General features: G+C 42.0%; 20 protein-coding genes and 1 CRISPR repeat array. Of the genes, 6 read left to right on the top strand and 14 right to left on the bottom strand.

What is annotated here, in order from left to right; translation table 11 throughout:
- Positions 1–170: 170 nt before the first annotated feature.
- The gene (gene astE / locus ND16A_RS14825; protein WP_235281974.1) at positions 171–1235 is read right to left on the bottom strand and encodes a succinylglutamate desuccinylase; all 1065 of its coding nucleotides are present in this window, start codon (positions 1233–1235) and stop codon (positions 171–173) included.
- 531 nt (positions 1236–1766) lie between these two features.
- On the opposite strand from astE, the gene ND16A_RS21225 reads away from it, so the two are divergent.
- Entirely contained in the window at positions 1767–1922 is a 156-nt protein-coding gene (locus ND16A_RS21225; RefSeq protein WP_160173480.1) for a hypothetical protein, read from the top strand.
- A gap of 104 nt (positions 1923–2026) precedes the next feature.
- On the opposite strand, the gene ND16A_RS14830 is transcribed toward ND16A_RS21225, so the two are convergent.
- The 9 genes from ND16A_RS14830 to seqA form a co-directional block, all read right to left on the bottom strand.
- Positions 2027–3325 (bottom strand): DEAD/DEAH box helicase, encoded by a 1299-nt coding sequence (locus ND16A_RS14830; protein WP_033076466.1) that lies wholly within the window; start codon positions 3323–3325, stop codon positions 2027–2029.
- Positions 3326–3506: 181 nt separating this feature from the next.
- On the bottom strand, positions 3507–3932 hold the full coding sequence (locus tag ND16A_RS14835) for a hypothetical protein (RefSeq protein ID WP_033076465.1): 426 nt from the start codon (positions 3930–3932) through the stop codon (positions 3507–3509).
- Between the two features lie 33 nt (positions 3933–3965).
- Positions 3966–4487 (bottom strand): hypothetical protein, encoded by a 522-nt coding sequence (locus ND16A_RS20945; protein ID WP_152593794.1) that lies wholly within the window; start codon positions 4485–4487, stop codon positions 3966–3968.
- Between the two features lie 8 nt (positions 4488–4495).
- Positions 4496–5401: a serine hydrolase domain-containing protein gene (locus ND16A_RS20940; protein ID WP_152593793.1), complete on the bottom strand. Its 906-nt coding sequence runs from the start codon at positions 5399–5401 to the stop codon at positions 4496–4498.
- 293 nt (positions 5402–5694) lie between these two features.
- Positions 5695–6615: a protein translocase subunit SecF gene (secF, locus tag ND16A_RS14840; RefSeq protein WP_052072865.1), complete on the bottom strand. Its 921-nt coding sequence runs from the start codon at positions 6613–6615 to the stop codon at positions 5695–5697.
- Positions 6612–8444 (bottom strand): protein translocase subunit SecD, encoded by a 1833-nt coding sequence (secD, locus tag ND16A_RS14845; RefSeq protein WP_081945466.1) that lies wholly within the window; start codon positions 8442–8444, stop codon positions 6612–6614. The genes secF and secD overlap by 4 nt, the downstream gene beginning before the upstream one ends.
- Before the next feature lie 196 nt (positions 8445–8640).
- On the bottom strand, positions 8641–9054 hold the full coding sequence (locus ND16A_RS14850) for a hypothetical protein (RefSeq protein ID WP_033076464.1): 414 nt from the start codon (positions 9052–9054) through the stop codon (positions 8641–8643).
- Positions 9055–9256: 202 nt separating this feature from the next.
- Positions 9257–10903 carry a phosphoglucomutase (alpha-D-glucose-1,6-bisphosphate-dependent) gene (pgm, locus tag ND16A_RS14855; RefSeq protein WP_033076463.1) on the bottom strand — a complete coding sequence of 549 codons (1647 nt, stop codon included), beginning with the start codon at positions 10901–10903 and terminating at the stop codon, positions 9257–9259.
- A gap of 70 nt (positions 10904–10973) precedes the next feature.
- Positions 10974–11606 carry a replication initiation negative regulator SeqA gene (gene seqA, locus ND16A_RS14860; protein ID WP_033076462.1) on the bottom strand — a complete coding sequence of 211 codons (633 nt, stop codon included), beginning with the start codon at positions 11604–11606 and terminating at the stop codon, positions 10974–10976.
- A 207-nt stretch (positions 11607–11813) separates the two neighbouring features.
- Between seqA and ND16A_RS14865 the strand changes: the two genes are divergently transcribed.
- The 5 genes from ND16A_RS14865 (at position 11814) to fur (ending at position 14422) form a co-directional block, all read left to right on the top strand.
- Positions 11814–12602, top strand: a complete 789-nt coding sequence (locus tag ND16A_RS14865; protein ID WP_033076461.1) for an alpha/beta fold hydrolase — start codon at positions 11814–11816, stop codon at positions 12600–12602.
- Positions 12603–12705: 103 nt separating this feature from the next.
- Positions 12706–12927: a DUF2788 domain-containing protein gene (locus tag ND16A_RS14870; protein WP_033076460.1), complete on the top strand. Its 222-nt coding sequence runs from the start codon at positions 12706–12708 to the stop codon at positions 12925–12927.
- Positions 12928–12931: 4 nt separating this feature from the next.
- Positions 12932–13204 carry a LexA regulated protein gene (gene ybfE, locus ND16A_RS14875; protein ID WP_033076459.1) on the top strand — a complete coding sequence of 91 codons (273 nt, stop codon included), beginning with the start codon at positions 12932–12934 and terminating at the stop codon, positions 13202–13204.
- 31 nt (positions 13205–13235) lie between these two features.
- Complete coding sequence (fldA, locus tag ND16A_RS14880; RefSeq protein WP_033076458.1) at positions 13236–13763, top strand: flavodoxin FldA; 528 nt, start codon at positions 13236–13238, stop codon at positions 13761–13763.
- A gap of 212 nt (positions 13764–13975) precedes the next feature.
- Positions 13976–14422, top strand: a complete 447-nt coding sequence (gene fur, locus ND16A_RS14885; protein ID WP_033076457.1) for a ferric iron uptake transcriptional regulator — start codon at positions 13976–13978, stop codon at positions 14420–14422.
- 166 nt (positions 14423–14588) lie between these two features.
- Here the strand turns inward: fur and glnS are convergent, their stop codons facing one another.
- The 4 genes from glnS to ND16A_RS14905 form a co-directional block, all read right to left on the bottom strand.
- Positions 14589–16259: a glutamine--tRNA ligase gene (gene glnS, locus ND16A_RS14890; RefSeq protein WP_033076456.1), complete on the bottom strand. Its 1671-nt coding sequence runs from the start codon at positions 16257–16259 to the stop codon at positions 14589–14591.
- Positions 16260–16582: 323 nt separating this feature from the next.
- Positions 16583–16960 carry a VOC family protein gene (locus tag ND16A_RS14895; RefSeq protein WP_033076527.1) on the bottom strand — a complete coding sequence of 126 codons (378 nt, stop codon included), beginning with the start codon at positions 16958–16960 and terminating at the stop codon, positions 16583–16585.
- 11 nt (positions 16961–16971) lie between these two features.
- Positions 16972–17394 carry a hypothetical protein gene (locus tag ND16A_RS14900; RefSeq protein ID WP_033076455.1) on the bottom strand — a complete coding sequence of 141 codons (423 nt, stop codon included), beginning with the start codon at positions 17392–17394 and terminating at the stop codon, positions 16972–16974.
- 35 nt (positions 17395–17429) lie between these two features.
- Positions 17430–17888, bottom strand: coding sequence for a VOC family protein (locus ND16A_RS14905; protein ID WP_033076454.1), 459 nt, complete (start codon positions 17886–17888; stop codon positions 17430–17432).
- 168 nt (positions 17889–18056) lie between these two features.
- Positions 18057–21504: direct repeats of the CRISPR family, unit length 28 nt; unit sequence TTTCTAAGCTGCCTGTGCGGCAGTGAAC.
- Positions 21505–21672 lie beyond the last annotated feature (168 nt).

Here is a 21672-nt window from a genome sequence, read left to right as displayed (position 1 = left end):
CCCCATTTTGCATGGGAATTGCGAACTCGCTTTTCGAAATTTTAATTATTATCAATTGCGCAGAACTTTACATTCCGGAAAATTCAGTTGCAATTAATCACTAAAAATAACCCTTAAAAGATTATTTTTAGTGGCAATTTAGCTTTACACTTGCACTAAAAGACGTAACGTTATGGAGCAAGAGTGCAAGGAATTACGGTTAACAGCGCGCGCTGGCCAATCGCAACCTCTGCATTGGGGAATATGATGGCTTCACCGGGGACCGTGACTTTATGTTCAATATCACCATCATTTGCCAATACATAATCGAGGGGGAAATCACTGAAGTTTTCGGTATCGTCAGCAAAATTCAGGATGAAATTTTCCTGCTCACGATTGATGATTTTATAAATTTCAAACAAATTAAAATTGGCAATGTCAAATTCCGCTAATTGCAGATCTTGATTACTTAACATTCTCTGTAAGGTATTTTTACAACCGGCAAAATTCGCCATGTCGTTTTCACCAAAAGGTTTTACCTTACCTAATTCAACGGTAAAGGCATGGGCATTAAATTCATTGGCTGAAAAATAACTGAAGGTAGTGGTAGGACTATTCGAGAGTAAAATAGTATTGATGCCACAACTCATTAAAAATTGTAATTGCCCTTTATCTCTGGCTTTTCCATTCAGGTATGGGTAAACCGCAAACTTATCGTTTTTAGAACCACGGATGGCAGTGTGCAAATCATAATGAAAACGGTTACGGCCACCATCTATGCTGCCACCTTGATCAAAAAAGTCGCGAATATAGTTCTCTAACGCCCTGGCCCGGTGACGTTCTTGATTACACAAGCCTTCACCATCGCTATGAGCGCCAGAGAATAATCGGTTTAAGTTTTCTTCAACAAACCTTTCACCTTTGTTGATAGAGGCAGGATTACCAAAGAGAAACAATACTCGTTGCTTAAGCTCAATTTCACCACTGATGATTTCTGCAATCAATTGTTGGCATATTTCAATGGGTGCAGTTTCATTGCCATGCACGGCAGAAGACAACACAATGTCACTGTCAGTAACTTGGTCGACCGGCTCAAAACAAATAACCCCCGTATCTAGCACACTCATCAGGGTTTGCAATTTGCTGTCAGGATGAGTTAAGTGGGCAGTAAAAGTTTGCGGTAACGCTTCCGGAAATTGGCGAGTGATGGCGAGAAAGTCGCCAGTTTGTAATAATTGTTGTTGGATATCAGACACGTAGGATCATCGATTAATCAAAGGTATATTTATTTTAGATGAAATCAAAACAAATAGAAAACCGGATACGCATTTTCAACCACAAATAATGAAGGTTAAATAACAGGTTATCGGCTTTGCTTATGGTTTTTTAACTTTGAACTCAGTAACATAGCTCTACAATAATAAACCTGATTTAGCAAAAACAGAGCATAATTTTCTATGATAAAAGTCTGCCCTTACCTATTGGTTATTAGCGCGTTACTGTTCAGCCCACATAGCAATGCCGATGATTCCATTTACCGCCAATAGCCGATTGGCATGGTAAAAGCGAGAAACTCATTGTTCAAGATGATATTACCTACGGCTATAACCGAGAACACGGTGACTCGCCTAACATCAGTCTATGGTTACAAAATAATTTTAACCCGTACATTCATTAAAACCCTACAAGCAACGCGTATTAGGCACTTATGTCTTTATCGAGAGTGCCTTAGAATTACTTGCCGACGTTTTGGGACCGGCTGCCGAAGGGAACCGTTAAGCTACCAAATGTTTCAACGAACTGAATACATTGAAAGTTATGTGATGGTGCCATTGGCACGAAAAATGTTAACAGCCCCAGAATTGAAAGCGGAATTTGAACAACAATTCCCTCGGGGAAACAAGATTAAGCAAGCAATATTTAAAATATCCGGTATTGTTTGAGTATTAATTTAAGTGGCTGATAATAGTTTGCCAACAATGTATCGCGAAGCGAAACCGAGCAAACGGTTATCAGCCCCGCTTTAAATTCTTTTTAGGCTTGCCTTTTATTCCGCTTCAGAATATCCCGACCAGATATCTGCATTTATTGTCGTTTTCTGTTTGCGTTTTTTCTTACCGCTGCCTTCAGGCTTTGCCATCGGTTTTTCTGCGGCTAAAATTGAATCATCGGCTTCAAACCCCGCTACTTGCTCACGCTCAAGCCGAACCTTGTTCTTCTTTTCGATCACTTTGAAATGATGATAATCTTCCACGTCGATAAGCGATAATGCTAAGCCCACTTCACCGGCACGGCCACTTCGACCAATACGGTGCATGTAGTCTGATGGACTTCTTGGCAAGTCAAAATTAATCACCACGGGCAGTTTTTCGATGTCTAAACCACGGGCAGCAATGTCAGTTGCAATTAACACTTCGATCTCGCCCGATTTAAACGCGGCAAGCACGCGAGTACGAGCGCCCTGGCCTTTATCGCCATGAAACACTTCTGCGCTAATACCACGTTTAGAGAGTTTTTCAGCTAAGTGTTCACAGCTTTTTTTGGCATTGACGAAAATAAGCGCTTGTCGCCATTGATGTTGCTTGATCAAATGCGCTAACAAGGCTGTTTTTTCCCCTTTGTTAACAGTAAAAACGCGCTGTACTAAGGTGCTGGCGTCGCTACTTTGCACTTGTATTTCAACCGGGTCGTTGAGCAATTCCTGGGTTAACGCCTGTACTTGCTCAGGAAAGGTCGCTGAAAATAATAAGGTTTGCTTGCTCGACGGCAATAATGCTAACAGCGCAGAGAGCTCGTCAGTAAAGCCTAGGCTTAACATCCGATCAGCTTCATCAAGTACTAAGGTTTTAACCCTATCGAGCTTAATGGCGTTACTTGAAATCAAATCAAGTAATCGACCAGGCGTTGCCACCAAAATATCTGTGCCGCCGCGTAATGCGAGCATTTGAGTATTCGCGGATACACCACCAAAAACAGCAACCGTTTTAATCACGCCGTTAAAATGTACCGCATAAGATTTAATGCTGTCAGCAACTTGTTTGGCGAGTTCACGGGTAGGCACCAAAATCAGTCCGGTAACATAGTTGCCTTTACTGCTTTTGCTATGCAACGGTTTTTCAGCCTGTTGTTGCATAAAAAGGTGCTGCAATATAGGCAGTGCAAAGGTGGCTGTTTTCCCCGAACCGGTATTTGCCCCGGCAATTAAGTCGCGTCCCGCTAATACACTTGGCATAGCTTGCGCTTGAATGGGCGTTGGCTGCTGATATTTCAGCTCAGTTAATCGAGCTAACAAAGTTGGAATAAGGCCAAGTTCTGTAAAGTTGGCTGGCGTTGTGACTGTGGTCATTAATACAATGGGCTCAAAGCTAAGATAATGGCGACTATTTTAGCGTATTTATGCCCCGTTAAGTTAGTGAAATCGTCAAGCCCTGCCGTAATGTCATTCAATCCCCGTATAGCCTAGTTTGATTCGACCCTAAATTCCAAGCGAAAAGCACTTGTAAAACGTGCTTTTGCTTTATTAAAATTCATTTTTGTGAATTCTTTAACTCTTCCAATAAGTCATGGATCTCAGCTTTTAATTCTTTATCAACAATTTTATTACAACTGATTTTCGCTTTTTCTAAATGTTCAATGGCACCCGTTTTATCACCTAACTCGACTTTTAGCGCAGCGATTGAAAAACCAATAGAAGAACGGAAATCTTTCGAGTTAATCGCTTCCGCCTTAACTAGAGCTTGTTCATAAATAGTAATCGCTAATGCTAAGTCATCGGTAAAGTCAGCAAGCGTTTCCCACTGTACCGGATGGTCTTTATTGGTATTTTCATTTTCTTCACAAAGTTGCTGTAATTCTAGATAATAACCATCGAATCTCGTTTGATTTTTTTCTTGAACAGCCGCCATTAAGCTATCAGTGAGTGAAAGCACTCTCTTGTATATTTTGGTATTCATCTTGTGGCCTTATCGGTTATGGTAAACAAAGAATTAATCTTCTGCTTTGGTAAATTTGTAAGAACCAGCCCAGGTTAAGCCAACGAGTTTACCTTTGCTATCGGTATTAAACTTTACTTTCGAACCACTGGTTAAGTTAGTAATGGTATCTTCGCCAGTCGCGATGAATTGCAGTTTTTGATCTCTGCCGTGATCATGCACTTCAATCTTACCTTTATGCAGAGCAATTGAAACCGTGTACTCAGGATCTCTATCAAAGCTGTAGGTACCAACGATACTTGAGCGAAATTTCTCTGCAAGCTCTGCCGGTTTTAACAGTAAAGAGCTTGCCAGATCCCAACCGTAGTGTACAGAAATAGCAATTTTAAGCTCTTCGATTAATGGCCCTGCATTGTCTCCATTTGACATGATGACGATACCATTGGCACTGTCGGCATAGGCCAAAAGATCGTTAGTAAATCCTGCATTTTTGCCTCCGTGTGAAAACACTAAGCCTTTATCATGCTGTTCTAATTCGGGGCCAAGTCCCCAGCTATCGTGATGAACAGTAAGCATTTGATTGACTATGTCTGGTTTGAGTACACCTTTCGCGCACTTTGGATCGCTAGAATGTAGTTAGCGAGATCGCTAGGAGTGGTCCACAACCCCGCAGCAGCTTGCTCTGGATAGTTGTTCCAATTGCCTTTAATTTGCTCACCATCCCGGTCAAACGCCGCACTCGCCTGCGACCATTTGGCTTGAGATAATGGTTGCTCGTAGGTGCTGCTGTGCATATTCAATGGCAAAAGGATCGCGTCTTGTAAGTATTTATCAAATGGCAATTTGGTGACGTCTTCCACTAATTGTTCCATTACGGTATAACCACCGCCGGAATATCTCCAATCGCTACCAGGTGCTTGGTCGACAAAGACTTTTGGCGTATTACCTTCACCGCTTAAAATAGCAGAGTTACTCGGTAAATTTGCTCCTTGCTGATAACCCGGAAAGCCATGCACTGTTGTTCCCGCGGTATGCGTTAATAAATGACGAAGGGTAACGGCTTGCTGTTCAGTATAAGTCGAATCAGGGATTTTCCAGGATGTCAGGTATTGGTTTACATCTGTGTCTAAATCTACCTTGTTTTCTTGTACTAATTTAAGGGCGGCTAATGCGGCAACGGGTTTACTGATTGAACCGGCTTGAAATAGCGTATTACTGGTAACGCTTTGCTGGGTCTTGCTATTGGCAATACCGTAGCCTTTTGCCCATACGAGCTGACCATCTTTAACCACAGCAATGCTGATCCCTGGAACATTATAATGTGCCATGCGTTGAGAAATGGTGTAAGGCTGATACGTTTCGCCAGCAACTTGAACTTTGGGTAATAAACGCCCCTCTACTACCTTCACATCTGAATTTTCATGAGCTTGCACTGAACTTTGAGATAGTAAAACGGCCGAAATAGCGGCCAGAGCCTGTTTCTTATGCATTGTATTCCCTATTGTTTTTGTTTTCGCTTTTGTTTTAGTTAACAAAATATATACAATTGTCACTGAATAGTCGATGTCATACCAATTTGATTAAATATGTGGTCTACTTTTTCATGAGGGAAAACGGATAAATACAATCCATAAAATTTAGTAAGTAGTTATTCTACTTATCAATTTTATAAAGCCGTAGTTATCCGTTTTATCCATTAAAAATGAGCAGATATTTAGTCAACTTGGTATTTATTATATACCTGCGCAGGCATATAGTTAACGCCGAGCTCATAAGATTGCTATTAAGGCAGTTGGCAAACTGACTCTTCTTGCTGTTGGTAATAATCCGCAGTCAAGCCAAGCAACTGTGGCACTGTTGCCGATATTGCAATCGATGAAAACGTACCGACTAAAATTCCGGCAAACAAGGCGACAGCAAAACCACTTAGCGAATCGCCGGCAAAAAACCATATCGCCATTATCGTGGCCAGTGTTGTGCCAGAGGTTATCATGGTGCGAACCAGCGTTGATTTTATCGCCAGGTTTATGACGGTATCTACATTGTGTTGATTATTGGTTTTCATCAACTCGCGGATTTTGTCACCAACGATGATGGAATCATTCAATGAATAGCCAATAATCGCCAGTATGCTGGCCAAAATGGTCAAATCAAAAGAAATGCCAAACCAGGCAAATAATCCTAGCACTATGATCACGTCATGAAAGAGTGCAATGACCGCGCCCATCGCTAAGCGCCACTCAAACCTTAAAGACAAATAGAGCAAGATGGCGAACATCGCACTCAGTAATGCCAATCCGCCTTGATTGATTAACTCTTCTCCAACTTGACTGCCAATGTAAATCGCATCTTGTGGGCTAATGTTTAAACCACTTTGTTGGGCAAAGTCCGCTAACCATGTTTTGCCTGTTAAGCTTAAGTCGTTATCGGCTTGTCTAATCGTCCAATGAGTGCCATTGTCAGCAGAAGATAGTTGAAATGATTCGGGTAAATACGAAGTTAACAATCCTTGTATTTGTGTTTGAGTTAATGACTGCTCAGTCGAAAATTCTGTTAGGTAGCCACCGGTAAAGTCCAAACCGAGATTCAGTCCTTTACTGAATATCCCCGTCAACGCAATCATGACTAATACTGCGGCACAATAAAAGCTTACTATTCGTAATCGGCTAAGGTGGTTACCGAATTGGGTTATTAGGTTATTCATAGCTTAACTCCTAGTAATTGTGTTTTGTTTGCTCTGATTGAAATGCTGGTTAGTGCCCTGGATACGAATACGCCAGTAAACATACTGGTTAAAATACCTAAACATAAAATGGTGGCGAACCCTTTCACCGGACCATAGCCTATGGAATACAAGATCACGCCGGTGAGCAAAGTGGTGATATTGGCATCAAGAATGGTGGCAAAAGCATTTTTATAACCGCAGTCAATGGCACTAAGGACTTTCCGGCCGCGCTTTAATTCCACTTTGATCCGCTCGAAAATAAGTACATTGGTGTCCACTGCCATGCCTACGGTTAACACTAAACCGGCGATGCCTGGGAGAGTCAGTACCGCGCCAGGCAGTAATGACATCAATCCAAGTAAACTGATTAAATTAAGCGCCAGAGCAACATTGGCGATAAGCCCTAAAGTGCGGTACCAGAACGCCATAAACACTAAGGTGAAGCTAATGCCGATGGTTAACGCTTTAATACCGTTATCGATATTATCAACGCCTAATGTTGCTTCTATACTACGTTGTTTTACGATAGTCACCGGCGCCGTCAGCGAACCGGCTCGCAATAACAACGCCAATTCTTGCGCTGCTTGTGGGCTCGACATATTGGTAATACTAAATTGTGCGCCTAAATGCTGCTGAATGGTTGCGACATTAATGACCTTAGTCTTCTTCACCATTTTGTTGTCTGCATTACGGTAGTATTCCGAAAATACCGTCACCATAGGGTTGCCAATATTTTGTTTCGAAAAACTGGACATTTTTTTGCCGCCGATACCATCCAGGGCCAGGTTCACCAAGGGCATGCCCATTTGATCTTGTCCGGCACGAGCATTCTTAATATTGCTGCCAGAAAAAACACCTTGGCTATTCAATCTCAGCTGACGGCCATTGTCATCTTTCATCCGGATAACGCCAGCAGCATTCGAATTTTGTGCCAGTTGATAAAAATCCAGTGTTGCCGTAGCACCAATGATCCGTTTCGCGGCTTCAGGATCGTGAACTCCAGGTAATTCAATGCGAATCCGGTTTTTTCCCTGTTTCTGAGTAACCGCTTCAGTAATGCCTAATTCTTCTATCCGTCCCCGCATGGTTTTCAGTGTATGTTTCATCGTTTCCTGACGAAATTGAACTTGCTGCTGTGGCGAGTAACTGAGGGTAACTTGGTAATCGCTGGTGTTTTGTTGAGCTAACTCAGGATAGGTTTCGCGAATTTTTGCCAACAATAATGCGTTGGAATTCTGGTTCGCTGTTGAAAAATCAATGGTAATCGCTTGCTTGTTCGGCTGAGTGACTTTGACCGCGCGGATACGGTTTTCGATTGCTATTGATTTCACTTCTAAAGCAATACCTTTTAGTCGCTCCGAAAACGCTCGTTCAGTATCGACATCAAGCACAAATAACACGCCGCCACTTAAGTCCAAACCTAACTTTATCGGTTTTCCATCGAGCATTTTTAACCACGCAGGGGCATCATTATCGGTGGAACTTGTAATAACATAATCGTCGCCCAAGGTTTTGCTTAACAGCTTTTGCATAACCCCTTGCTCGCTTTTGTTTGCCAAACTGATGGTAGTTAACTCTGTTGAAGAATGAATTTCAGCGACTTCTACATTATGCCCTGCTAACAATTCTTTTAAGTATTGTGGCGTTACTGGTTGACCATGTGTGCTGTTGGGGCTGAGATGAAAATTAACCTTATCCGAATATAGGTTCGGTAAGGCGCTAATAAACATCAATAAAAGTGTGACTAGTATGATTAGATTTTGCCATTTCGCATAACCATTATGCTTTTTTATATGTGGATTCATCATTAAATCTCTAAATTAATACCTGACGCAGATGGCTAAAACCTAAACAGCAGGTAAAGCAAATACGACAAGTGACCGATGCGCCAATAACTGGTTCAACATCGGTGTTGTAAAAAGGAAAATAGGTAGAGTTTATGGCGCAGGACTCATAAGTTTTTTACTAAACAGATGAGGTGCTCTGAGCCGTTAGTTGATGAAACTAACTGTGGTATGTGGTGCCAGAGGTGTATAAAGAATTGCCGTCTTTCCAGCCGGAAATACGTGACGAATGGGTTTTACTACTGAGTTGTTCAAACCAATTAACCATGACAGCTGGGTTAGCAAGATTTTTAAAAAGACCGGCGCTCAGTTTACTTTCAAAAAATTCAATTTCTAAAACATAGTTTGCTGTCGTTTGTAGTTCATTAGAAAAAATTGATGCACTGGTTCTGTTTAACCTTGGCAGATTCAATAAATCTTCCAGCTCATCATCAAGTGAAGCACTTGGTTGTTCTATTGGCGACGTTTGAACGGATTGGGAGTATGAATTGATATTAACATCAGCACACGACAACGCATTAGCCGTTTGAGCTAATATAAAAAAAACCAACGCTATCGTTAAGCTACGCCACATAATGATAATAATAATCCCCAGATAGAGAGTAAGATATAGGTTTTTTCATAAAATTCAATGGTTGTTGATAAATCTTTCATATTTCACAATAAAAAAAACACTAAGGACGAAATACCTTAGTGCTTTTCTGGAGGGCTTACCCAGCTCAGAGCCGGCTTAGGTGATTGGCCTTTTGGATAATCACCGTTTTAATCTCTACAGTTTACAAACCCGCGTTTTTAAATGCAGTACTGACCAACTCTTGGGCTTCAGCAATAATATCTTGTAGATGTTCGTTGCTGATAAAGCTTTCCGCATAAATTTTGTATATCTCTTCGGTGCCCGATGGCCGAGCGGCAAACCAACCATTGTCAGTGACCACTTTAACACCACCGATTGCGGCATTGTTACCAGGTGCATGGCTTAACACTGCGTTAATGGTTTCACCGGCCAAGGTATCTTGAGTAATATCGTCTTTTGAAAGGGAAGTCAGTACTTTTTTCTGCGCTGTAGTGGCAACCGCTTCTACCCGACCATAACAAGGCTCACCAAGTTCTTCGGCCAAGAACTGATACCATTGGTATGGATCTTTGCCGGTAACGGCGATAATTTCAGCGGCCAGTAAGCACATCACAAAACCATCTTTGTCGGTGGTCCAGCAGCTACCATCAAGCGCTAAAAACGACGCTCCGGCACTTTCTTCACCGCCAAAGGCATAACTTGAATCTTTTAAACCATCAACAAACCACTTAAACCCCACTGGCACTTCAGACAATGGCCGTTCAAGCTTTTCAGCTAAGCGATCGATTAATGAACTGGAGACTAAGGTTTTGCCAATTTTCGCCGTTTCAGGCCAGTTACGGTGTGTTAACAGATAATTGATGGCGACCGCTAAATAATGGTTTGGATTCATCAAACCACCAGTTTTGGTGACGATACCATGGCGGTCAAAATCAGGGTCATTGCCTACGCTAACATCAAAATCGTCTTTCATCTCAATAAGATTGGCCATCGCATATGGTGATGAGCAATCCATGCGAATTTTGCCGTCTTTGTCTAATGGCATAAAGGCAAAGCTGGCATCAACAACTGGATTTACCACTTCAATATTCAGATCATAGGTTTTGGCAATTACTGGCCAGTAATCGATGCCAGAGCCGCCTAGGGGATCAACACCAATACTAACGCCAGCCTTGCTGATCGCTTTCATGTCGATAACTTTTGCCAGCTCATCAACATAAAACTGGATAAAATCAGCTTTGCTTAACAACTCTGATTGTAGCGCCTCAGGATACGGTAATTGCTTAACATCGGCTAAATCATTGGCCAATATTTCGTTGGCACGCTGCTCAATTAATTTGGTGATATTGCCTTCTGCCGGACCACCGTGTGGTGGATTATATTTGATGCCACCATCGACAGGCGGATTGTGCGAAGGGGTTATAATTAAGCCATCGGCTTGCTCGGTATTATTGGCGTTGTGCTCAATAATCAAACGGGAAATCACGGGGGTCGGAGTAAAACCTTGATCTTGCTGGATAACAACAGGTACACCATTAGCAATCAACACACTGATGGTACTGGCAAAGGCCGGCTCTGACAGTGCATGAGTATCTTTACCAACAAATAAGGGACCCAAAAATTGATGCTGACTTCGATATTCGGCAACCGCTTGTGCAATGGCAAGAATATGATCTTCGTTAAAGCTAACTTTCGCCGCCGAACCACGATGTCCTGAAGTACCGAAACTTACTTGTTGTTCAGGATTGTCTACATCCGGCTTTAATAGGTAATAGTCACTGGTCAAGCGTGCGATGTTAATTCTATCTTCCGGTCTTGCCGGTTTGCCAGCATGCGAATGTATGCTCATAAATAGTCCTTCAAAAAATTACCGTTAGGGTGAGTTAGTGTTTAAATCATTATACCAATTAGAATTGGTATTAAAGCAGCTCTCTAATTTTTTCGGCATCACAGCTACTGTAGCCCAACACGTGAGCAACATCGGTAAGCATCAGCTTTTTCTTGGTAGTATTAGAGTTGGTGATGACCCAAAAGCTTGAATCGGGTATTTGTTTCGGTTTGGTAGAACTGCCATTTTCAAGCAATGCACTTTCAGAGCTGGCAAAATATAAACGATCTCGACCACGAATATCCAATACCGCATCAAACTGCTGCGGGTGTACGCGGTGCAGGTTTGCCAGAATCAATAAGAAACGACCCACTGCGCCACGTTGTGTGGCCAGTTCTTCTTTATTGATTAAATCAAAAATATTTTGTGAGCCTTCCACATGAGTCGATTCAATGACTTTAGCCTTGGCTGGCTTTTTCGCATTTAATTCCACTAAATCGACAGCGCCTGCTGCACTCTTGCTGGCTTTGTTACTTTCTTTTTTCGGCTTTTGCTCTACTGCAGTATCTGGTTCCGCTGCTGTTAGTTCTACTGCTGATGATTGTGCGTTTATTTCATCAAAGTTTAATAAACGTCTTAAAATGTCTGAGGCACTTTCACCAATAAACTTAGTGTTACTGGCGATGTATTGATAAAGTTCGTCATCTATATCGATGGTATTCATTAACTATCCAATGATCTTATTTTTCGAAAGCCCATGATTATACGTTTCTTAGCGGTAACTCTCTACCCTGTTAAGCGCTGATTTTTACATTTTTTTTCAAACGCCGTCGAATTTAGCCAATATGAAAAATTCTCAATTAGGTTTCGCTCGAATTTGAAATCATTTAAAATAGCCGCTCTATTGGTAATTAAGCAATGACGGTATTTAATGAGCAATTCAAATACAACAACCACTGACCTTCTCAATCATGTGATAAGAGGTGAAGGCGACCCTATTTTATTAATCCATGGGCTTTTTGGTTCATTGGAAAATTTAAATATGGTGGCAAAAGACTTGGCCACTGATTATCAGGTTATCAGTGTCGATGTGCGCAATCATGGCAGCTCATTTCATCATCAATCAATGAACTATGAGGCCATGGCGAATGACATTGTGCGCTTAATCGAACAGTTAAATTTGAAAAGATGCCACTTTTTAGGGCATTCAATGGGTGGAAAAATTGCGATGCAGTGTGCGTTAACCAAGCCAGAGTTGGTTAATAAATTAATTGTCGCCGATATCGCCCCGATTGAATACCCTCAACATCACAATGACATCATTGCCGGGTTATTAGCCATCGATTTACCTCAGGTGAAAAACCGACAAGATGCCGATAAGCAACTGGCAACTTATGTAAATGAGCCTGGTGTTAGACAGTTTTTACTGAAAAATTTAGCGAAAACAGAGTCTGGCTTTATTTGGAAAGCGCATATTAAAAACATTGCCAACGACTACTCACAAGTGGTTAAAGCCTATCAAGGTGACGCCCAATTTACCGGACCTACGTTATTTATAAAAGGCGGCAACTCAAACTATATCTTAGCCTCGCATAAAGAAATAATTGGCCAGTTATTCCCCAACTCGAAAGCAAAAATCATTCAAGGTGCTGGTCATTGGCTGCACGCCGAAAAAACCGTCGCATTTAATAAAATAGTGAAAGATTTTTTAATCGCCTAATCAACCGCGAGTATTTAGTATTAGCACACTGAAAAACCGTGTTTTTTTGGTGCATTATCGCTAGCCTTTTGCTATAGTGCCGCCTTAAAATTTAGGGTGTACTATGCTTTCCGAACATTTAGAATTATTAGAAACGATTGGTTTAAATTTATTTTTTTTGGTGATTTTTTTCTTCATCGGCATGTCGATTCATGATGTGATGAATAAAAATAATGTCCCTAGAAAAGGCAAGCTTGTTGTTTATTTAGTTCTATTTTTAGGTTGCGCTGGGTTTATCGCCAAAGGTGTGATCCAGATCATATGGGAAAGTCAGGGGGTGGGCTAACATTATGGCGAAAGAAGCAACAGATTTAACAACAATAGATCTCTTTGTTGATGAAAAACGCCCTGGCAGGCCCAGAACAAACCCTTTTCCAAGGGATGTTCAAGTAAAAATGAACAAGCGCAACCAGGTAAAAAGAGATAAAAATAAAGGCTTAAAACGGGTGGAATTTAAAATTCACCAGGAGTTATTTGACCAATTGGAAAACATGGCCAAAGACAAAGGTTTAAGCCGCAGTGAACTCATTGAGTCACTATTAATTGAAGCAATAGCTTTATAGCAGTAATTACAATTTTAAAGGGTTAAAATACATGGCAACTGTCGGACTTTTTTTTGGTAGTGATACAGGCAACACTGAAGCTGTAGCCAAAATGATCCAGAAGAAACTGGGTAAAAAGAACGTCGATGTTAAAGATATCGCAAAAAGTAGCAAAGAAGATATTGCAGAATTCGATTTATTAATCCTTGGTATTCCAACCTGGTATTACGGTGAAAACCAATGTGACTGGGATGATTTTCTGCCAGAATTGGAAGAAATCGACTTTAACGACAAACTTGTTGCAATTTTTGGTCTTGGTGATCAAGAAGATTATGCCGAATACTTCGTAGATGCCATGTGTCCAGTGCGCGATATTTGTGAAGCAAAAGGCGCAATTGTGGTTGGTCAATGGTCTACCGATGGCTACGAATTTGAAGCATCAAAAGCATTAGTTGATGAAGATAACTTTATCGGTTTGGCACTAGATGAAGACCGACAACCAGAATTAACCGAAGCACGTGTTGATGCCTGGATTGAACAACTAAACGAAGAAATGTGTTTGGCCGAGCTGTTAGATTAATCTTTTATCGCCGGTAAACAAAATATTGAAGCCCGACACCAGTCGGGCTTTTTTTTTGATTAAATGGGTCTGAGATAACCTTGATTTAATTATGGTTATGCTCAACATTGAGACAAATTAGATCTAATTACAAATAATTATCAATTAGGGGTTTTATCCTAATAAGTTACCCCCTATAATTTATCTATATTCATTATTAAGAAGCCCCTTCCATGCCAGACCAAAACGAAGAATTAAAAAGAGCTGGACTCAAGGTAACCCTACCAAGAGTTAAAATTTTAGATATTCTGCAAAAACCTGAAAATCAGCATATCAGCGCTGAAGATGTATACAAAGTATTGCTCGAACAGCATGAAGAAATTGGCTTGGCTACGGTATACCGTGTTCTTAACCAGTTTGACGATGCCGGCATAGTCACTCGCCATCATTTTGAAGGTGGAAAGTCGGTTTTTGAATTATCTCACAAAGCTCATCACGATCATTTAGTCTGTTTAAAATGTGGCAAGGTAGTAGAGTTTGAAGACGATGTTATTGAACAGCGTCAATTGAATATTGCCAAAGAAAACAAAATCAAACTAACCAACCATAGTTTGTATCTTTATGGCGAATGTGAAGATGAAGTAGAATGTGAAAATTTCCGCAAGTCACACAGCCACTAGTCTTTCTACCTCAATCAGCCAGTAGCTTCGAGCTTCGGGCAGACTTGGTTTTTTTACACTTTAGGTGAACTAGTCAAATACACAGCTCGTGGCCAGTTGCCTTTTTCCTCCTTGCATTAAAAAGCCTGCAACTGCAGGCTTTTTTATTACTTATTTTTTATCCTGCTCACTTGGCTATTTTCGCCCAAGTATCACGTAAACCAACGGTGCGGTTAAATACCAACTTATCGGCACTAGCATCTTTGTTATCTAAACAAAAATAGCCTTGACGCTCAAATTGAAACGCTTTTTCGGCAACCGCATTGGCCAGAGATGGCTCAACCCGAGCATTCGCTAATACCATTAAAGACTCTGGGTTTAGCACCGTATGAAAATCTTCTTCAGCAGCTGGGTTTGGCACAGTAAATAAGCGCTCATACAAACGAATTTCCGCCGGTAAACTCTCACTGGCACTAACCCAGTGGATCACGCCTTTAGGTTTAGTACCATCTTCAGGGTTTTTACCTAAAGTATCAGGGTTATATGAGCAATACACAGTAGTCACATTGCCGTCTTCGTCTTTATCGCAACGCTGTGCAGTAACCACATAAGCACCGCGCAAACGCACAGCCTTACCAATGACTAAGCGTTTATATTTTTTGTTGGCTTCTTCACGAAAATCTTCCGCTTCAATGAATAACTCTTTGCTAAACGGCACTTCACGAGAACCTTGTGTTTCATCACTAGGGTGATTTTTCACATTTAAGGTTTCAATTTTGCCGTCTTCATAGTTTTCTATCACTAATTTAATCGGATCAAGAACGGCCATAGCACGTGGCGCATTATCGTTTAAATCTTCGCGAATACATGCTTCTAATACGCTGATCTCAACAGTGTTTTCCATTTTTGTCACACCGATCCGTTTAGCAAACTCACGCATTGAAGCTGGCGTATAACCACGACGACGGTATGCGGCAATAGTTGGCATACGAGGATCGTCCCAACCATTGACTAACTCTTCAGTCACTAACGAGTTTAGTTTACGCTTACTCATCACCGTGTATTCAAGGTTTAATCGAGAAAACTCATATTGATGAGGCTGAGTTTCAATCGAAATATTTTCAATTACCCAGTCATATAAACGACGGTTGTCCTGAAACTCCAACGTACAAATTGAATGGGTAATGCCTTCAATCGCATCCGAAATACAATGGGTAAAATCGTACATTGGGTAAATGCACCACTTATCACCGGTTTGGTGATGATGAGCAAATTTCACTCGATAAATTATTGGATCGCGCATGCAGATAAAGCTGGAAGCCATATCAATTTTGGCGCGCAATGAACACTCTCCGGCTTTAAATTCACCATTGCGCATTTTTTCAAATAATGCCAGGTTCTCTTCAACCGAAGTATCACGATATGGGCTGTTTGTACCTGGCGCATTTAATGGACCACGGTATTCACGTGTTTGCTCTGGCGTTAAGAAACAGACAAAAGCCAGGCCTTTTTCAATTAATTCAACCGCATAGCCATGCAGTTGATCAAAGTAATTTGATGAATAACGAATATCTCCAGCCCAGTGATAACCTAGCCATTCAACGTCTTTTTGAATTGAGTTTACGTAATCTATGTCTTCTTTCTCAGGGTTTGTATCATCAAAACGCAAGTTACATAACCCTTGATAATCTTGAGCAATACCAAAATTTAAACAAATAGATTTCGCATGGCCAATATGAAGATACCCATTTGGCTCAGGTGGAAAACGAGTTTGCACAGCAGTATGCTTACCACTGGCTAAGTCAGCATCGATGATATTACGAATAAAATTGCTAGGACGGTTTTCAACTTCCGACATCTAGTGAACCTCTGAAAATAAAAGATAATATAAAATTTGTGAACCTTGGATTATAGCAATAGTTAATACTATCTTATAGGGGCATTTAAAAAATAAACCGATACTATTTTTTTGCTAGTTGAAATCGATTGCGAAATTGAAAATTATCGAATGAAGCATACCAATTTGATTAAGTATGTGATCTGATTTTTTCATGAGGGAAAACGGATAAATACAATGCATAAAATTTAGTAAGTAGTTTTTCTACTTATCAATTTTAGAAAGCCGTAATTATTCGTTTTAACCATGAAAAATGAGCAGATATTTAATCAACTTGGTATTTATTAATCAAGGATATAATCCGCGGTTATTATTTCCAATACATGCTGATTAGGATCGGTAAAATACGCGCCCCGCCCTCCGTAATGATGATTAATTTTATTCGCCGATAGATTATCGGGTCCTGGGCCGTAAGCGATACTCTTTTGTTGTATCCGTTCTAAGATTTGATCAAATTGCTGTTCTGATACTTTAAACGCGTAATGTTGTGCCGTAAATTTATCTTTATCCCTAAAGTCTAAGGTAAATGAATCATTGACCTTAACTACGGCGAAGTTTTCCCATACCTTAATAAACTCAAAACCAAAAATATTTTCATAGAAAGCTGCCGACTCCGCCTTATCGTGACAATAAACAATGGTGTGGTTTAGCGTAATTTCCATAATGGTCCTATTCACACTTTCGCTTTGCTAAACCGCTGTGCTAATTGTGCACCAACCCAGGCCATTGGAATATACGCAAGAATTAAGTCTGTCGCGATAAACCAAACCGGGGCCGGGATCATAGTAGATGCCGTAATGCCACCCGCCAGGAATACAACGCCGATGCTAAGGGAAATAATTTTCTGACGTTTTGCCGCAATAATAAAAGCTACGAATGCACCAACGAGAGTGCCTAATGCATGCGCTAAAAAGGGGCTTAGAAAGTGTTTCGGTTCAAATAAATGAATGGATGCGCGGATAGACTCAGTGTTGGTGACATCTACGCCTGCTGGTGGTGGTATCAAATCGGGACCGAACACCACAATGGCCATGTTTACCGTACTGCCGATGACTAAACCAAGTAAAACGGCTAGTATGTTTCTAAAGATTATCATTAACTTACCTACTTATCGTTATTTCTACCCGTTAACTAGGAAAATTCAGCCATCATCCGCTGTTTTATCTGATCTTCCGTTAAATCCTCAATGTGAGTTCCTAATGTCCAGACATGACCAAAGGGATCTTTTAATGTGCCAGCCCTATCTCCGTAAAATTGATCGGCTACAGCTTTTAACTCTAATCCTCCCGCAGCAATAGCTTGAGCAAATGCCAGGTCAACATCGTCAAGGTAAAGCATCAAACTTAACCCAGCACCACCGAGTGTTTCAGGACTTACAAAGTCCATATCCATATACTCTTCGGCGAGCATAATGTGTGAATCACCGATTTTAATTTCAGCGTGAGCGACACCACCATCAGGCGTATTTAGGACTAAAATTATTTCTGCAGAAAAAGCTGACTGATAAAACTTAATCGCAGCGTTGCCGTCTTTGACAATCAAATACGGCGTTATTGAGTGATAACCATCAGGAATTGCTTTTACAGACATATATATGACCTTTTACCAACAGAGATACCTTATTTATAGGGTAAATTGGTCAATTAGCAATTTTGCTGATATTTAAAAATTAACATTCTTTATTGTGCACTAAATGCTCAGAGTTGCGATATGTGCGGAAGTGAACAGGTTCAATAAGTCAGTTTAGTTGACGGAAATTTTCTGAGCTGCCTGTGCGGCAGTGAACATATACATAATATCATCTTCAATCGCATCACTTTTCTAAGCTGCCTGTGCGGCAGTGAACCATTAAGATCAAAAGCTTTATCTCTGGCTGTTTTTCTAAGCTGCCTGTGCGGCAGTGAACATCATTTTGCTGCAATACCTTGAGCGCGGGCATTTCTAAGCTGCCTGTGCGGCAGTGAACTTTGTTGTTTTTAAGTGTTACGGTCCCGGCCATTTCTAAGCTGCCTGTGCGGCAGTGAACTTATTGATCAAATCGTGTTATCCAAATGTGGCTTTCTAAGCTGCCTGTGCGGCAGTGAACAGACTCGAATCTGGACCGATTATTTGCTGAATTTTCTAAGCTGCCTGTGCGGCAGTGAACCGTAACACCGTCAACTTTAACGTTAGTTATTATTTCTAAGCTGCCTGTGCGGCAGTGAACTAAATCGCCTGTTATTGTAAAGAACCCCTCAGTTTCTAAGCTGCCTGTGCGGCAGTGAACTCACCATCTAATTCGCCAATGTCATACCCAAATTTCTAAGCTGCCTGTGCGGCAGTGAACGCTCAAGACCCTTCGGAACAATTCTACGTACATTTCTAAGCTGCCTGTGCGGCAGTGAACAGAGTTGCCCGCCGTCTGTAATGAATCCATTATTTCTAAGCTGCCTGTGCGGCAGTGAACACGAACAAAACCAGAGTTAATGTAGGGTAAGTTTTCTAAGCTGCCTGTGCGGCAGTGAACCCAAACCTCGTCCTCGGGACGAGGTTTTTCTGTTTCTAAGCTGCCTGTGCGGCAGTGAACCCACAACTAACAATCAATTACTAGTTCCACCATTTCTAAGCTGCCTGTGCGGCAGTGAACTGCCAGTATTTACGCTTGATACCGCATAAATCTTTCTAAGCTGCCTGTGCGGCAGTGAACCTTTTACAGACTTTTTTTCAAGAAGCCCTTTATTTCTAAGCTGCCTGTGCGGCAGTGAACGAATAACTGTAAACATCACTTCAGCACGTGCTTTTCTAAGCTGCCTGTGCGGCAGTGAACGTGAACGCAGAGCCTTAGCGGGTTCCAAGGGATTTCTAAGCTGCCTGTGCGGCAGTGAACTAAAGCGAAACAACAACGTTATGTTTACTTTTTTTCTAAGCTGCCTGTGCGGCAGTGAACCGCAAGGTGTGTAAATGCCTATCCTTGGCAATTTTCTAAGCTGCCTGTGCGGCAGTGAACTCGGCAAAATCTGGACGGGTGGCCGCAAGTTTTTTCTAAGCTGCCTGTGCGGCAGTGAACCCATACGCAAATACAAGCCGTCTTGCGTGTTTTTTCTAAGCTGCCTGTGCGGCAGTGAACTTTTTCAGGAATATCTTGTTCTTTTCTTTAACTTTCTAAGCTGCCTGTGCGGCAGTGAACACTTTGGTTCTTACCGTTTCGTCCAGGCTTTTTTTCTAAGCTGCCTGTGCGGCAGTGAACCGTAGAGCCTCACCACGATGCAACCCCACATTTTTCTAAGCTGCCTGTGCGGCAGTGAACAAAACGTAGATTGTTATAAGTGCACCGGCGATTTTCTAAGCTGCCTGTGCGGCAGTGAACATAACCATGTGTACGGGCAAAAATTGCCCACTTTTCTAAGCTGCCTGTGCGGCAGTGAACAATAAAATTACGAGTAATGATTTTTTCATCACTTTCTAAGCTGCCTGTGCGGCAGTGAACATAACTCGACTAGGGTTTTCGACCTTACTAGTTTTCTAAGCTGCCTGTGCGGCAGTGAACCGGGATTGTCCCGACAACTACATAACCCAAAATTTCTAAGCTGCCTGTGCGGCAGTGAACCGGGACAGTCCCGACAACTACATAACCCAACATTTCTAAGCTGCCTGTGCGGCAGTGAACGCCTGATTAGCTTGTTCTGGGGCTTCGCGGCTTTTCTAAGCTGCCTGTGCGGCAGTGAACGTTGTTGCCGATTTTGATACCGATAGCACCTTTTTCTAAGCTGCCTGTGCGGCAGTGAACGTAACCTTGGTTGTTGAAATGACTCTCACTGTTTTCTAAGCTGCCTGTGCGGCAGTGAACGTGATAATTTGCAGTTCTCTAATACAAGTAGTTTTCTAAGCTGCCTGTGCGGCAGTGAACTATAACGAATCGATTTGTTGTTGCGTGGTAAATTTCTAAGCTGCCTGTGCGGCAGTGAACGAATAGTCGATCTGGATGGTGAACTATTGATCTTTCTAAGCTGCCTGTGCGGCAGTGAACGTAAGCATGACTCATTCGTCGAAACAGTCTGATTTCTAAGCTGCCTGTGCGGCAGTGAACTCCTATGCCGCCGTTGGTAGTATTTCCTTGTCTTTCTAAGCTGCCTGTGCGGCAGTGAACAACTTAATTGATGCGGCGGTTTACATTGACCCTTTCTAAGCTGCCTGTGCGGCAGTGAACGGTACCGCCAACGTGTTTACGTACACGAATGCTTTCTAAGCTGCCTGTGCGGCAGTGAACCACAAAGAAAGTGCCTCGGGCAAAGTGTACGTTTTCTAAGCTGCCTGTGCGGCAGTGAACCGGGATTGTCCCGACAACTACATAACCCAAAATTTCTAAGCTGCCTGTGCGGCAGTGAACCGCGTCACATAAGGGTTTGAACAATAATAATATTTCTAAGCTGCCTGTGCGGCAGTGAACAAGGGTTACCTCGTCATACTCGATGTTGCGACTTTCTAAGCTGCCTGTGCGGCAGTGAACTACCCTTGAGTAGCAGTATCCCAACCACCAAATTTCTAAGCTGCCTGTGCGGCAGTGAACACATTTAACCGCCAATACTACCTATTACTATTTTTCTAAGCTGCCTGTGCGGCAGTGAACGCTAACTGGCGGCGCGTCCGTTTTCTTGTGGGTTTCTAAGCTGCCTGTGCGGCAGTGAACGAAACGACGTCCAGAAATGGCTAACTAGCCAATTTCTAAGCTGCCTGTGCGGCAGTGAACCCTAAACTCTCGGCCACCTGTTCCGCCAACGTTTTCTAAGCTGCCTGTGCGGCAGTGAACTTTTACTAATCCCGCATTTTATTTGGCTGTGATTTCTAAGCTGCCTGTGCGGCAGTGAACTAGAAACAGCAATCGAATTCCTACTACTTAACTTTCTAAGCTGCCTGTGCGGCAGTGAACAACTGCAATGTTTAGGTAATGGTGCTACTGATTTTCTAAGCTGCCTGTGCGGCAGTGAACATTTCGTGGACATCGGCGGCCGTTTTTATAACTTTCTAAGCTGCCTGTGCGGCAGTGAACTTACACTGGTATCAGGTTTAATAACTATTGGCTTTCTAAGCTGCCTGTGCGGCAGTGAACAGTGTGGTGATCTGGTGTTTGCAATATAAGCATTTCTAAGCTGCCTGTGCGGCAGTGAACCAGGACGATATTTACCCGTGGTCAGTGGACCATTTCTAAGCTGCCTGTGCGGCAGTGAACGATCGGTGGGGGGTCTTTTTCGTTAAAATACATTTCTAAGCTGCATATTCCGGCGAACGTGAACACCGATTCCGGTTTATCGTGAACACCTGAATTTTTAACGCGTAACCTTCTTTAATTTTTAGCGCAAGTGTTCACGATGCGTCAACTTTTAATTGTTTTTCTCAT

The organism is Thalassotalea sp. ND16A (assembly GCF_000764205.1).
Classification (GTDB): Bacteria; Pseudomonadota; Gammaproteobacteria; order Enterobacterales; family Alteromonadaceae; genus Thalassotalea_A.
This window is presented reverse-complemented; position numbering and strand designations above follow the sequence as displayed.

Bases quoted from the DNA above. Each gene is read 5' to 3' on its own strand.
- ND16A_RS14835 (WP_033076465.1), bottom strand. From the start codon at position 3,932: ATGAATACCAAAATATACAAGAGAGTGCTTTCACTCACTGATAGCTTA.
- ND16A_RS20940 (WP_152593793.1), bottom strand. From the start codon at position 5,401: ATGCATAAGAAACAGGCTCTGGCCGCTATTTCGGCCGTTTTACTATCT.
- ND16A_RS20945 (WP_152593794.1), bottom strand. From the start codon at position 4,487: ATGCTTACTGTTCATCACGATAGCTGGGGACTTGGCCCCGAATTAGAA.
- ND16A_RS21225 (WP_160173480.1), top strand. From the start codon at position 1,767: ATGTTTCAACGAACTGAATACATTGAAAGTTATGTGATGGTGCCATTG.
- ND16A_RS14865 (WP_033076461.1), top strand. From the start codon at position 11,814: ATGAGCAATTCAAATACAACAACCACTGACCTTCTCAATCATGTGATA.
- fur (WP_033076457.1), top strand. From the start codon at position 13,976: ATGCCAGACCAAAACGAAGAATTAAAAAGAGCTGGACTCAAGGTAACC.
- ND16A_RS14905 (WP_033076454.1), bottom strand. From the start codon at position 17,888: ATGTCTGTAAAAGCAATTCCTGATGGTTATCACTCAATAACGCCGTAT.
- fldA (WP_033076458.1), top strand. From the start codon at position 13,236: ATGGCAACTGTCGGACTTTTTTTTGGTAGTGATACAGGCAACACTGAA.
- ND16A_RS14830 (WP_033076466.1), bottom strand. From the start codon at position 3,325: ATGACCACAGTCACAACGCCAGCCAACTTTACAGAACTTGGCCTTATT.
- seqA (WP_033076462.1), bottom strand. From the start codon at position 11,606: ATGAATACCATCGATATAGATGACGAACTTTATCAATACATCGCCAGT.
- secF (WP_052072865.1), bottom strand. From the start codon at position 6,615: ATGAATAACCTAATAACCCAATTCGGTAACCACCTTAGCCGATTACGA.
- ND16A_RS14900 (WP_033076455.1), bottom strand. From the start codon at position 17,394: ATGATAATCTTTAGAAACATACTAGCCGTTTTACTTGGTTTAGTCATC.
- secD (WP_081945466.1), bottom strand. From the start codon at position 8,444: ATGATGAATCCACATATAAAAAAGCATAATGGTTATGCGAAATGGCAA.
- ND16A_RS14850 (WP_033076464.1), bottom strand. From the start codon at position 9,054: ATGTGGCGTAGCTTAACGATAGCGTTGGTTTTTTTTATATTAGCTCAA.
- ND16A_RS14895 (WP_033076527.1), bottom strand. From the start codon at position 16,960: ATGGAAATTACGCTAAACCACACCATTGTTTATTGTCACGATAAGGCG.
- ybfE (WP_033076459.1), top strand. From the start codon at position 12,932: ATGGCGAAAGAAGCAACAGATTTAACAACAATAGATCTCTTTGTTGAT.
- glnS (WP_033076456.1), bottom strand. From the start codon at position 16,259: ATGTCGGAAGTTGAAAACCGTCCTAGCAATTTTATTCGTAATATCATC.
- pgm (WP_033076463.1), bottom strand. From the start codon at position 10,903: ATGAGCATACATTCGCATGCTGGCAAACCGGCAAGACCGGAAGATAGA.
- ND16A_RS14870 (WP_033076460.1), top strand. From the start codon at position 12,706: ATGCTTTCCGAACATTTAGAATTATTAGAAACGATTGGTTTAAATTTA.